Raw genomic sequence first — 13,346 nt, forward strand, 5'->3', positions numbered from 1 at the left:
GGACATGAAGAACACAAAAAAAAGCGAGACCTTTGCCTGTAGTAAATTACAGACAAAGGTCTCGCTAAGCATGTGTGGTCTTCCTTCATGCCAGCAGCGCCGATGGATATAGATCAAATCCATGAAGTGACGACACTGCTTTAGGTTTGCACCTAACGCTACTCCCCTTCGACTATTCGTCAAAGAAATTTATTTTTCACACTCTTAGTATACTTAATTGTTTTTTGTTTGTAAACTCTTTTCTTTTCGTGTTTGCCGATCAAAAAAGCTAAACACAACCGGAATAACAAAAAGTGTTAAAAATGTGCTGGAAATCAAACCGCCGATTACCACAATGCCCATTGGCTGGTTGATTTCTGTCCCATCACCAATTCCGGATGCAAGCGGAATGAGCCCAAGAATAGTTGTCAGAGCTGTCATTAATATCGGACGGACCCGGTCTTTAACAGACTGAACAATGGCTTCTGTTCCAGAATATCCTTCTTCTTTTCGCTGTAAAATGTAATCAACAATCACGATGGCGTTGTTTACGACAATACCGACCAGGATCAAAATACCAATTACAGCAGGAATACTAAGCGGCAATTTTGCCATAATAAGCGACAGCGCTACCCCTATAATCATTAATGGTACTGTAAACATAATCACAAATGGATATTTAAACGATTCATACTGGGCGGCCATGACGATGTAAATAAGCACAACCGCCAGCGCCATCGCCATAATCATATCATCCTTTGAATTATCCAAAAGCTCCTGGTCTCCGCTGTATGAAACAGCAGTTTGATCCGATAAGTGTAAGCTGGCAATTTTCTCGTCTACAGCTGCGGAAATGTCCCCTAAATTTTGAGATGCTGCATACGTAACTGTGAACTGAACGGCATTCTGCCCATCAATATGCCGAATATTAACAGGCCCATCTGTTACTTCAATATCCGCTAATGCTTCAAGAGCTGAAAAGTTGCCGGCTGGTGTTTTAACAAGCATTTTCTTTAATTTTTCCAGATTTGCTGTTACTTCTTTATCATACCGGACGTAAACCGCTTTTACTTCTGAAGATTCTTCATCGATAATTTGTGTGGCAAATACGCCGCGTGTTGCGTCATTGACGAGCTGTGCTACTTGAGCAGGTGCAAACCCAGCGGCCTGGGCTTTTTCACGGTTGACTGTTATTTGTATTTCGCGAGTCGTTTCATCCAGATCCGTTTGTACATCTGTCACACCATCAATTGCTTCTACTTCCGACTGAAGCTTTTCGACTACACGATCAAGACGGGTTTTCTCACTGTCCTGTACACTGAAGGACAATGTTTGCGGAGCGGTTCCGGATGCAGATTGAAGATTAAACCTTACCTCCGCTGTTTTATTTACTCCTTTTGCAGCTCCCTCTGCGGCTGGCTTCACATCATCTACAAAGTCAAAAATAGACCGGTTTCGATCTTCTTTCATTTTCACGTACAGTTCGGCTTCATTTGCGCTGTCTCCTCCGCGAAATGACCCTTCCTGCGTCGAACCAATTAAACTTACATATACCTGTGTATCCTCTTCACCTGCCAGCACATTTTCAACGGCTTCAACCACGCGGTTTGTTTCCTCGAGGGAGGTTCCATTTTCCGTCTCTACCCGAACTGTTACAAACCCTTCATCGGTTGGGGGCAAAAATTGAGTGCCCATTTTCGTTAAACCGAACACTCCTCCAGCAAGCAATATCAGTGCTGTGCCAAGGATAATTAGACGGTGTGCAAGTGACCATCTTACAGCTCTTTCAAATAACATCAGCCTGCGTGACTGCTGGCGTTTCATTTCTAAATCGGCCGGTACCGTTTTTAAAAAACGGCTGGCCAGCATCGGTATCACAGTTAAAGCAACAAAAAGTGAAGCCAGCAAGCTGAAGGAAATGGTTAAAGCGAATTCTTTGAAAATCTGACCGAGAATCCCAGAGATAAACACAACAGGCAGAAAAACAGCAACAGTCGTTAAAGTAGAAGCTGTAATGGCCGCACCGACTTCTTTAGCGCCGTCATAAGCAGCGGTTTTTGAATCCTTTCCCATTGACAGGTGCCGGTAAATGTTTTCAATGACCACGATGGCATTATCAACAAGCATTCCGATCCCGAGAGCAAGGGCACCCAGGGTCATAATATTTAAATTGAACCCGGCAAAAAACATAAGCACAAACGTAATAATAACGGAATATGGTATGGCAACTCCAATAATAAGCGGGCTTCTTATGTTTCTTAAAAAGAAAAAAAGAACTGCCATAGCCAGCACACCGCCAACAATGAGAGAATTGGCAATGTTTCCGATTGCCAGCCGGATATAATCTCCCTGGTCTGTTAAAATATCAGCTTGAACGGATTTGTATTCATCTTTTCCCAGAAGCTCATCCAGCTTTTCCTGGAATCTTTTTGATACTTCTGCTGTATTTGCGTTTGATTCTTGAAGAACGCTTAATAAAACAGCCGGCTGCTCGTTCGCTCGTGTAATCGAATTTTCATTTAAGGGCTTTGTTTGAACAGCTGCTACATCGGCTATGCTTATTTCTTCTCCAGTAAGCGGATTAATAGAAATTGTTAATTTTTCAACATCTTCCGGAGATATTAATTGGCTGATCACTCGTGTAGTCAGCGTTTTTCCTTCTGTTTCCACTGTACTGCCCGGGAGTGATATGTTATTGGCACCGATAACCTGAACAACGTCAGATTGTCCGAGCCCATATTCTTTTAATTTTTCTTCATCAAGCTCTACAATGACTTCATCAGCTGTTGTTCCTGTGACCGATACATTGGCCACTCCTTCTACAGATGACAAATTCGTTTGCAGTGCTTCTGCCAAACGTTCAAGATTTTCTTCCTCTCCTGCCTGAAGGGACAGCTGAATAATAGGAAACTGTGATGGGTCGAATTTTAACAGCTGAGGCTCCCCTGCTCCCTCTGGCATAGGTGTCTGCCCAATCCGCTGCAGTATATCATTTTGAACATCATCGATATTTATACTCCAGGAAAATTCAAGCAAAATAAAGTTAGATCCTTCCTGCGAGGTCGATGAGATATTTTCTATGCCTGGGAGAGTGGCTAAGGCTGTTTCAAGCGGCTTGGTTACTTTTTCCGACACTTCCTTCGGGCCAGCCCCTTCATAATTCGTTACCACCACCGCGATTGGCGGATTTAAATCCGGAATTAATTTTAATGGAATCCGCGTTAAGGAAACGATTCCAAGAATAATGACTAAAAACATAATAACCGTCGTAAACACGGGCCGGTCAATTGAAAATCGGCTTAACTTCAACCTGCTTCCTCCTTCTTTCTTGACTGATTCTCCTTTAACTATACCGAATGATCGGCCCGCTGACCAAATTGAACACTTTTACGGCCAAAAAGAAAGAAGCCTTGTGACAAGGCTTCTTTAAAAAGACATTATCCAATTAAGTTATAAAGACGGATATTTTCGTGCTTATCCTGGAACCAGCGGAGCGCAAAATCATTTTCAAACAAGAAAACAAGCTTGCCGTGACGGTCGCGCACAAGCGTGCTGCGAGAAGATGACATAGCATCGGTAATATCTTCTTCATTTTCAATCCAGCGGGCAATTTTCTGCCCAATCGGCTCCATACGCACTTCTGAGTTGTATTCGCCGCTCATTCGGTGTTCAAACACTTCGAACTGAAGCTGACCAACTGCGCCAAGAATATATTCCTCTGTGCGGACTGTTTTATACATTTGGATGGCGCCTTCCTGTACAAGCTGTTCAATTCCTTTATGAAAGCTTTTTTGCTTCATTACGTTTTTCGCCGCCACTTTTACAAACAGCTCCGGCGTAAACTGAGGAAGCTTTTCAAATTGGAAAACGGGCTTGCCGCCTGTGAGAGTATCGCCAATTTGGTACGTTCCTGTATCATACAAGCCGATGATGTCACCGCTGACTGCTTCATTGACCGTACTCCGGTCGTCAGCTAAAAACTGCGTTGATTGGGATACTTTTGTCGTTTTTCCTGTACGGGCAAGCGTTACCGCCATGCCGCGTTCAAACTTACCGGAACAAATGCGCAGGAAAGCAATTCGATCACGGTGAGCGGGGTTCATGTTAGCTTGAATTTTAAAAATGAAACCAGAAAATTGTTCGTTAAGCGGATCAATTTCGCCTGTATCCGCAGTGCGCGGCTGCGGCGCCGGAGCGAACTGCAGATACGTTTCTAAGAACGTCTGCACCCCAAAGTTTGTCAGTGCACTGCCAAAAAAGACAGGTGATAATTCACCCGAATTGATTTTTTCACGCGAAAAATCGTTTCCGGCTTCATTCAAAAGCATAATATCGTCCATCGCCTCTGTATAAAGGGAGGATTGTTTAATAGGGTGGTCAATAGCAATATGCCCATCTTCGTCAAGCGGCAAAAACCGGTCCCCTTCTTCCGTACGGAACTGTTCAACCCGCTTGTTATAACGGTCGTAAATACCAAAAAACTCTTTCCCCATGCCAATCGGCCAATTCATTGGATAAGATTGAATGCCAAGCACTTCTTCAAGCTCTTCTAAAAGCTCCAGCGGCAGTTTACCCTGGCGGTCCAGTTTATTAATGAATGTAAAAATAGGAATACCGCGCATACGGCAAACCTTAAAAAGTTTCAGTGTCTGGGCTTCGATCCCTTTGGCCGCATCGACGATCATCACAGCGCTGTCAACCGCCATCAATGTCCGGTACGTATCTTCCGAGAAATCCTGGTGCCCCGGTGTATCCAAAATGTTTACATTATAGCCTTCATAGGCAAACTGCATAACAGAGGAGGTAACGGAAATTCCCCGCTGCTTTTCAATCTCCATCCAGTCGGACGTCGCAAATTTACCTGTTTTCTTTCCTTTTACTGTTCCCGCGTCACGAATAGCTCCGCCAAACAGGAGCAATTTCTCCGTCATTGTGGTTTTCCCGGCATCCGGGTGAGAAATAATTGCAAATGTTCGTCTTGATAATACATCTTCTTTGAATGTTGCCATTTTCTTCTTCCTTTCTTTCCTTACACGTTTATATTCTGTTAAATCAGATAAGTTATATAAGTAAGTATTATTTTAAAGTTGCGTCTTTTTTCAAACAGTTGAATAGCCAACGCTGTTAATTATAAACTAGTCAGATGTGGATGTGTAAAGAAAATTAAAGGAGTGTTTAAAATGTCGTTCCTATGGGGACTCTTTGGTATTTTTATCGTATTGGGAATCGGATTTCTTTTTTCAACTAACCGAAAGCGTATCAACTGGCGGACTGTGCTGGGTGGGCTTGCTTTCCAGCTCGCTTTTGCATTTACTGTATTAAAATGGGATTTCGGCCAAAGAATGATGCTGAAGCTAACAGAAGTCGTTAATGCGATTACCGGCTATGCAAACGAAGGGATTAACTTTTTGTTTGGCGGCTTGTATACCGAACAATCTGGCATTACCTATGTTTTCGCTTTAAATGTTCTGCCTGTCGTTATCTTTTTCTCAGCGTTGATTTCTGTTTTATATTATTTAAATATTATGCAGTTTTTTATTAAAATCATCGGTGGTTTTTTATCGGCTATTCTTGGAACACGAAAAGCAGAATCTATTTCCGCTGCTGCCAACATCTTTGTTGGACAAACAGAAGCACCACTGGTTGTAAAGCCGTATATTAATAAAATGACGGAATCAGAATTGTTTGCGGTCATGACAGGCGGGCTTGCATCTGTGGCAGGCTCTGTTTTGATCGGCTACTCTCTTTTGGGCGTGCCGCTTGAGTACCTGCTTGCCGCTAGCTTTATGGCTGCGCCTGCTGGACTTGTTATGGCAAAGCTGTTTGTCCCAGAAACATCAGAGGAGCCTGAACCAAAAGAGTTTAAAATGGAGTCAGATGAAGATGCAGCCAATGTCATTGATGCAGCAGCTAAAGGAGCAAGCGTCGGACTTCAACTGGCTTTGAATATTGGCGCTATGCTTTTAGCATTTATCGCCATAATTGCCATGATCAATGGATTGCTCGGGTTGATTGGCGGCTGGTTCGGCTTAAATGATCTGTCGCTTGAAATAATTCTCGGCTATCTTTTTGCGCCAATCGCCTTTGCGATCGGTGTTCCCTGGAACGAAGCCGTCACAGCTGGCAGCTTTATTGGTCAGAAACTCGTTTTAAATGAATTTGTTGCGTATTCCAGCTTCGCTCCACAAATCGACAGCTTAACGCCAAAAACAGCGGCTATTGTCAGCTTTGCTCTTTGTGGATTTGCCAATATTTCTTCATTGGCGATTTTAATTGGTGGGCTTGGCAATTTAGCGCCATCACGCCGTCAAGACATTGCCCGTCTCGGACTAAAATCAGTTATAGCCGGTGCGCTTGCTTCCTTGCTCAGCGCTGCAATTGCTGGCATGCTTATTTAATGGTTTGGCCGCTTCTTTTGTCGGGGAATGAAGTAAAGAATCAAATCTGACCCAAAAAGGAGCGAGCATTTATGGAACCGCTATACAGCATAACGGTTAATGCAAAGGGCGGGCGGGAAGGAAGCGTCTGGACAGAAGAAGGACCATTAAGCCTTGAACTAACCACACCATCCATTTTAGGCGGCCAAGGACAAATGAGGACCAACTACCTTGAGTTATTTGGCGCTTCCGTTGCCGCCTGCTATCAAAATGCGGTACAGCAGGCTGCCGGCATTGATGATCATGCAGATGAAACGTTTGCTGATGTTGCTGCGCAGGTTGATGTATTGAAAGACCCTGAGAGGGGCGGCCACCGTCTCAGCATTATGCTTCATGTAAAATTTTACGGAGGCCGGTTTAATGAACTGCTTGATCAGCGTGTGATTGATGAAGCGAGCGGATTATGCCCGCTTATTAAAGCCCTCGAGGGTGAATGTGATTTTGCCATTCGGAAATACTAAAGAAAGAGCTGCAGCTCTTTCTTTTTCTTTTATCTTGTTTGTGAAAATATTGTCAATTAATTTTTATTCACTTTTTGGTTTGATCCTTTTGTTATCGGGAATACATAAACCATGAAAGCATTACAAATAACTTTACCAGGAGGAAAACATCATGGGCTTTATTATCTTCTTAATTGTCGGTGGAATCATCGGCTGGTTAGCAGGACTTATTCTAGGTAAGGATATTCCAGGCGGAATTATCGGCAACATTATCGCAGGTATTATTGGTGCATGGATTGGCGGCGCAATCTTTGGTGATTGGGGACCAACCATCGGCGGAATGGCCATTATTCCAGCTTTAATCGGCGCTATCATCCTTGTAGCCATTGTAAGCTTTATCCTTAAAAAAATGCGTCACGCTTAATAAAAAACGTCATCCTTTTCAAAAGGATGACGTTTTTTTGCATTATTCTTGAAAAGCTTGTTCAAAATCCCGAATTAAATCATCTGGAGATTCAAGACCAACCGACAGCCGCAGCAATCCGTCCCGAATGCCACGCTTGTCCCGTTCTGAATCCGGCATTGCTGCATGAGACATTTTAGGCGGATACGATAAAATAGACTCGACCGCCCCAAGACTAACAGCAAATACTGGAATTTGTGCACGTGCTGTAAAGCGGCGAACAGCATCAGCGTCTTCTAACTCGAATGATAACACAGCGCCTCCGCCTGCTGCCTGACGAAAGTGAACAGCATGGCCTGGATGCTCGGTAAGGCCTGGGTAGTAAACATGCTTTACTTTTGGGTGAGAAGCGAGGTAATGAGCAATTTCAGCTGCCCCTTTTTGCGATTGCTCCATCCGGACTGATAATGTTTTTAATCCTCTCAGCACAAGCCAGCAGTCCTGAACCCCAAGCACCGCCCCAAACGAGTTTTGCAGTGCATAAAATTGAGCCGCTAAATCCTCATCCTTTGCGACCGCAAGGCCGGCTAATACATCACTATGCCCGGACAAAAATTTGGTTGCACTATGAAGAACAAGATCAACACCGAGCTCAATCGGCCGCTGCAGATAAGGGGTTAAAAAGGTATTGTCTAGGAATGTCAGACATCCATTTGCTTTAGCCAGCTTCACAACTCCCTCAATATCTGTTACCTTCAGCAGTGGATTAGACGGTGTTTCCATATAAATCACTTTTGTGTTTGGCTGAATGGCTTCAGCAACAGCATCCAGATCCGTCATATCGACAAATGTATGTTCAATGCCAAAACGCGTGAGCACAGATGTAACCATTCGAAACGTGCCGCCATATACGTCATCTGTCACCACTACATGATCGCCTTTTGATAGGAGCATAAATGCAGTAGAAATCGCCGCCATACCGGAAGCAAAAGCAAAGCCACGCACACCGCCTTCTAATTCAGCAATTGCTGCTTCAAGCGTTTCACGGGTCGGATTGCCGGACCGACTGTAATCATACTGGCCGAATGAATCAAAGTCAGATTGATGAAACGTAGATGCATGCTGAATCGGCACACTGACTGCACCGGTATTCGGATCGAATTTATGATTGTTATGAAGTAATTTGGTTTGAAATGTATAATCGCTCAATTCGTTGTTCATCCCTTCATTTTTTGAAATGCCTGCTTGAGATCTGCAATTAAATCCTCCGCATGCTCGATCCCGATTGAAAAACGTAAAAGCCGGTTACAGACGCCGTTGGCAACGCGGATTTCTTCCGGTATATCCATATGGGTTTGTGTGGCTGGATACGTCATAAGGCTCTCTACGCCGCCCAGGCTTTCCGCAAAGGAAATAATCTCCAAGTTTTGCAGGAATGCATTTACCCACTCTTCTGACTTCAGGCGGAATGACAGCATACCGCCCTGTCCCGGATATAAAACGTCTGTAATATCATCATGCCCTTCCAAAAATGCCGCAATTTTTTGACCGTTTTCTGTATGCTGCTTCATACGCAGGCTGAGCGTTTTCATGCCGCGGACAAGCAGCCAGGAATCAAATGGCGCGAGCACGGCGCCGATTGCATTTTGAAAATCAAAAACACGAGCCGCCAATTCTTCACCTTTTACAGCAATTAAGCCGGCCAGCAGGTCATTGTGCCCGCCAAGATATTTCGTGGCACTGTGAAGAACAATATCGGCACCCTGCTCAATAGGGCGCTGCAGCACTGGCGTATAAAACGTATTATCCACAATCAGCAGCAGGCCGTTTTCTTTTGCAAAATCAGAAACGTCTTTGATGCTAATTTCGTTCATAAGCGGGTTGGTCGGCGTCTCCAAAAAGATCGCTTTTGTTTTCTCGGTTACCATTTTTTTTGTTTCACTTAACGTTTCAAAGCTGTCATATGTAAAGTCGAGACCAAACTTTTTCCAGGCTTTTTCAAATAATCGGTACGTGCCACCGTACAAGTCAGCCGATACTAAGAAATGATCACCCGGCTCAAACAAAGACATTAACGTATGGATAGCGGCCATGCCGGATGAAAAAGCAAATCCTGCATCTGCTCCTTCAAGATCAGCGATCGCTTTTTCAACGACCTCGCGCGTTGGATTTCCTGTCCGCACATAGTCATAGCCTGTTGACATGCCAATTCCCTCGTGGCGATAAGCTGTTGAAAAATAAACAGGCGGATTCACTGTTCCAGTTGGATTGTTTGTACGGTTGCCGATTTGAGCAAGCTTTGTTTCAATATTTGTCATTTCTATCGCTCCTTTTAATATAAAAAAAACAAGCCTCCATGGAAGAAGGCTTGTTTTTACACTTCTTCTCATCTCCCGGACGGTGTCAGTCCGCTGGATTTAGCACCTTTGCCGATACGGCCGGTTGCTGAAGCATCGTCGGGCCAGTCCCTCCGCTTCTCTTGATAAGGTTTGTTTAATTGATCTTATTTTTTAATGTACAGGAAAAAAGAAAAGAACACAACCCTTTTATTCATCGGGACATTTTTTGCCCGATTCTATTTACAACCTTTCTGAAAAGCGATACAATACAAAAATAAATTTTCAGAAAATTAAAACCGATTTCTGGTTTGTATGGCTATGAAAATCAAAAACTGAACAGAAAAGAGGAATCACATTGAAAGATTTACGTCAGAATGCACTTGACCTTCACCGTCACTATCAAGGAAAGCTAGAAACAGCAGCGAAAATGGGCGTTACAGACTTAAACGATTTAAGCCTTGTTTATTCGCCAGGCGTGGCTGAACCCTGCCTTGAGATTCACGAAAACCCGGAAAATCTGTATGAGTATACGATGAAAGCTAACACCGTGGCAGTGGTATCAGACGGTTCAGCTGTTCTCGGATTGGGAGATATCGGCGCACATGCTTCTCTTCCCGTAATGGAGGGGAAAGCGATTTTATTTAAAAACTTTGGCGGCGTGGATGCTTTTCCGATTTGCATTAATAGCAGCGATCCAGAAGACATTATCCGGACTGTAAAACTTACTGCCTCATCCTTTGGCGGCATTAATTTAGAAGATATCAAAGCGCCCAACTGCTTTTTGATTGAGGAGCGTCTCAGAAAGGAAATGGATATTCCTGTTTTTCATGATGATCAGCACGGTACAGCGATCGTTACAGCTGCCGGTTTAATTAATGCGTTGAAGATTGTGGACAAGTCCTTTTCTGATATTAAAATTGTCATTAATGGTGCCGGTTCGGCTGGTATAGCCATCGCTAAACTGCTTCAGGCATTTAACGTAAATAATATAATTATGTGTGATACGAAAGGAGCAATTTACGAGGGACGAACCGCTGGGATGAACCCAATCAAAGAAGAAATTGCTTCGTTTACCAACCCGGATAAAGTGAGCGGACCGCTTGAGGAAGCGGTAAAGAACAGCGATGTGTTTATCGGTGTTTCTGCTGCCGGAGCACTGACACCGACTATGATCGAGACGATGAAGAAGGATGCGATTGTGTTTGCAATGGCCAACCCAACGCCAGAAATTTTACCGGCAGATGCCAAAGCAGCCGGTGTACGGGTGATCGGCACAGGCCGCTCCGACTTTCCAAATCAAGTCAACAATGTTTTAGCTTTTCCAGGTATTTTCCGGGGTGCACTTGATACGCGGGCCTCAGATATCAATGAGGAAATGAAAATGGCTGCTGCTTTTGCCATTGCCTCTCTTGTAAGCGATCAAGAACGCTCTGAGGAATATATTATCCCATCTGCATTTGATCCGCGTGTAGCGCCAGAAGTGGCTGCTGCTGTTGCGCAGGCAGCGATGGATACTGGCGTTGCGCGAAAACATGTTTCTGTTGAAGCAATCCGCCATAAAACGTACCAGCTTTCTTCTCTTCAAGTAAAGCCGGCAGCGAACTCACTTTCTTAAATCGTTATATGAAAAACCCTTTTTATTTAGGTTTTTTCAGTGTATAAACAAAATCTTTCGCTTTAAAAAAAGAGCCGATACGCGGTGTTGAAAATTCATAAGCAAAGACTGAATAAATATTTTCTCGTTTTCAAACAGAAAAGTACGACCTTATGAGCTCTATACAATCTTGTCGTAAGCTACTTGGCGGCGGGAGGGCAAAGGTTCCTATAGGCTTAGCGCCTGGTCCATGGAAGGCAGAGCTGCCTGGACTCCCGCCGATCCATCCCATTTATGTGTACGGTCATTTATGACATTTGTGTACAATCTGAAAAAAACCCTTCTATTTAGGGTTTTTTTTTCATATAAGGCCGTTTATGGCATATAAATTAAGGTAATGTAAATAAATATCATTTAATTATTAATTTATTGTAAAGTTTATGTTAAGATATAAGTATAGATATTGACAAATGGAAATGGAGGAAGGAGTGGAATGAGCTATGACAGTAGCTGAATTTTACGGAGGAGTTGAATATTCTGTTACGCAATTTGCGATACAGCTTACAAAAGAAATAAAGGAAAAAATCGTTAAGCGCGATTTATTTTATAAAGAGCAAATTACCCACTATATCGAATGCCACGCATCACGCTTTATTCAGTCATTAACCCTCTCACCAGCCGTTTCAGCTGTGATGAAAAAGGAAATTATCCATCATGTGCTCTTCAAGCTGAAACCGGTTATGAACCGTCATGTTGTTTTCCAAGTGATCAAATAAAAAAGCACCCTCGACGGGTGCTTTTTTCGTTACCATTGATGTTTTCGTCGATTGATTTCGCGCCGATTGTAAATTTGCTTTTTTTGTTCTGATTTTCGCAGTCCGTCTTCGATTTTTGCAGAAACAATGCCAAGGAGAACACCGAGCAGGGCGCCTGCCCCTACTTCGATCGGCTGGTGGCCGAGCAACTCCTTTAATTCTTTTTCGCGCTGTACATATTGAAAACTCGGAAATTCACCGGAAAATTTAGCGAGATTGTTCTCCAGATCATTGACCAGCTGGGCAATTTCTCCCGTATGACGGCGGATGCCTTGAGCATCATACATCACAATGACGCCAAAAACAGTCGCTAACGCTGTTTCCGTATGGCGCCATCCCTTATTTGCAGCCACATAAGAAGCCAGTGCCGACACGCCGGCGGAGTGAGAGCTTGGCATGCCACCTGTTGTAAAAGCTTGTTTTACGTCCCAATTGCCGCTCACTTTTTTATGAGTCAAAATTTTCAATCCTTGTGCAATGCCAATGGCTGACAGTGCTGAAATGATACCACGGTTCATTTTTTCCATTCCTACGCCTCCACTTCACTTGTGCACATATCTTCTCCTTTTTTCATACCCAAAACCTGGCTCTTATATGCAAACAAGCTTCATTTTGTTACGTAGTGATAATGAGATGCATGGCTTTTTCTTGAATAGAAATGGCAGCGGGCGTCATGCCAATTACTTCACCATCAATCATTACCGGTACCGGCCGGCTCGTTTGAACCATGATGCTTTTTCCTTTTTTATAGGTAACACCTGTGTGCAGCAGCGGGTCCCCTTTTATAAGAAGCGGAAACAGCCGAAAAAGCAGCCGGCTTCTCGACACAGTATGCACAAGTGTAATATCAGCTACACCATCAATAGGATGTGCATACGGACAAATAACAAGCCCTCCCCCGTATAAAGACGTATTGCCGCTTGCAATCATCCAGGTTCGGTCTGATATGTATTGATCCTGATCAATCGTAACGACACTTCGGAATGGCTTATAGCGAATAGTAGATGAAAGAGCGCTTAGCTTATAAGAAAAGCTGCCTGCTCCCAGTTTATGAAGCATTTTTTTATAAAAAGCCCTGTCCTCCTGTCCGGCGATATAAGCATCTAGGCCAATACCAGAAACCGTCAGCCCAACGCTGTTATTAACTTTCAGCACGTCGATCAGCTCCGGATTTTTTGACAACAGTCCTTCTACAAAAGTATGCGGATTTTTTGTCAGCCCAAACATACGGGCAAGATCATTTCCCGACCCGGCCGGAAGCAAAGCGGCCGCTGTATCCGTGTACACAAGATCCTGTATAACCGCATGAAAGGTTCCGTCGCCGCCGATCACTGCCACA

General features: G+C 43.8%; 11 protein-coding genes and 1 riboswitch. Of the genes, 5 read left to right on the top strand and 6 right to left on the bottom strand.

Annotation, left to right across the window (positions count from 1 at the left end; genetic code table 11):
• Nucleotides 1-213: 213 nt before the first annotated feature.
• Together VP97_RS09880 and VP97_RS09885 are read right to left on the bottom strand one after the other, a co-directional pair.
• On the bottom strand, nt 214-3,288 hold the full coding sequence (locus tag VP97_RS09880; RefSeq protein ID WP_050181610.1) for an efflux RND transporter permease subunit: 3,075 nt from the start codon (nt 3,286-3,288) through the stop codon (nt 214-216).
• Nucleotides 3,289-3,416: 128 nt separating this feature from the next.
• Nucleotides 3,417-4,988: a peptide chain release factor 3 gene (locus VP97_RS09885; RefSeq protein WP_050181611.1), complete on the bottom strand. Its 1,572-nt coding sequence runs from the start codon at nt 4,986-4,988 to the stop codon at nt 3,417-3,419.
• A gap of 171 nt (nt 4,989-5,159) precedes the next feature.
• Here VP97_RS09885 and VP97_RS09890 point away from each other — a divergent pair, with 171 nt between their 5' ends.
• The 3 genes from VP97_RS09890 (at nt 5,160) to VP97_RS09900 (ending at nt 7,280) form a co-directional block, all read left to right on the top strand.
• Complete coding sequence (locus VP97_RS09890; protein ID WP_050181612.1) at nt 5,160-6,377, top strand: NupC/NupG family nucleoside CNT transporter; 1,218 nt, start codon at nt 5,160-5,162, stop codon at nt 6,375-6,377.
• A 71-nt stretch (nt 6,378-6,448) separates the two neighbouring features.
• Entirely contained in the window at nt 6,449-6,877 is a 429-nt protein-coding gene (locus VP97_RS09895; protein WP_050181613.1) for an OsmC family protein, read from the top strand.
• A gap of 151 nt (nt 6,878-7,028) precedes the next feature.
• Nucleotides 7,029-7,280, top strand: a complete 252-nt coding sequence (locus VP97_RS09900) for a GlsB/YeaQ/YmgE family stress response membrane protein (RefSeq protein ID WP_050181614.1) — start codon at nt 7,029-7,031, stop codon at nt 7,278-7,280.
• A gap of 42 nt (nt 7,281-7,322) precedes the next feature.
• Here the strand turns inward: VP97_RS09900 and metC are convergent, their stop codons facing one another.
• Both metC and VP97_RS09910 read right to left on the bottom strand, forming a co-directional pair.
• Complete coding sequence (gene metC / locus VP97_RS09905) at nt 7,323-8,468, bottom strand: cystathionine beta-lyase (RefSeq protein WP_245629865.1); 1,146 nt, start codon at nt 8,466-8,468, stop codon at nt 7,323-7,325.
• An 8-nt stretch (nt 8,469-8,476) separates the two neighbouring features.
• Nucleotides 8,477-9,577, bottom strand: coding sequence for a methionine biosynthesis PLP-dependent protein (locus VP97_RS09910; protein WP_050181616.1), 1,101 nt, complete (start codon nt 9,575-9,577; stop codon nt 8,477-8,479).
• A 65-nt stretch (nt 9,578-9,642) separates the two neighbouring features.
• Nucleotides 9,643-9,748, bottom strand: a riboswitch (SAM riboswitch).
• Between the two features lie 205 nt (nt 9,749-9,953).
• Between VP97_RS09910 and VP97_RS09915 the strand changes: the two genes are divergently transcribed.
• Both VP97_RS09915 and VP97_RS09920 read left to right on the top strand, forming a co-directional pair.
• Nucleotides 9,954-11,213, top strand: a complete 1,260-nt coding sequence (locus VP97_RS09915; RefSeq protein WP_050181617.1) for an NAD(P)-dependent malic enzyme — start codon at nt 9,954-9,956, stop codon at nt 11,211-11,213.
• Nucleotides 11,214-11,692: 479 nt separating this feature from the next.
• Complete coding sequence (locus VP97_RS09920) at nt 11,693-11,968, top strand: hypothetical protein (RefSeq protein WP_050181618.1); 276 nt, start codon at nt 11,693-11,695, stop codon at nt 11,966-11,968.
• A gap of 29 nt (nt 11,969-11,997) precedes the next feature.
• On the opposite strand, the gene VP97_RS09925 is transcribed toward VP97_RS09920, so the two are convergent.
• The gene (locus VP97_RS09925; RefSeq protein WP_050181619.1) at nt 11,998-12,534 is read right to left on the bottom strand and encodes a divergent PAP2 family protein; all 537 of its coding nucleotides are present in this window, start codon (nt 12,532-12,534) and stop codon (nt 11,998-12,000) included.
• Between the two features lie 88 nt (nt 12,535-12,622).
• Nucleotides 12,623-13,345, bottom strand: coding sequence for a diacylglycerol/lipid kinase family protein (locus VP97_RS24705; protein WP_172656754.1), 723 nt, complete (start codon nt 13,343-13,345; stop codon nt 12,623-12,625).
• Nucleotide 13,346 lies beyond the last annotated feature (1 nt).

It is taken from the genome of Domibacillus robiginosus, from assembly GCF_000966195.1.
GTDB classification, from domain to species: domain Bacteria; phylum Bacillota; class Bacilli; order Bacillales; family Domibacillaceae; genus Domibacillus; species Domibacillus robiginosus.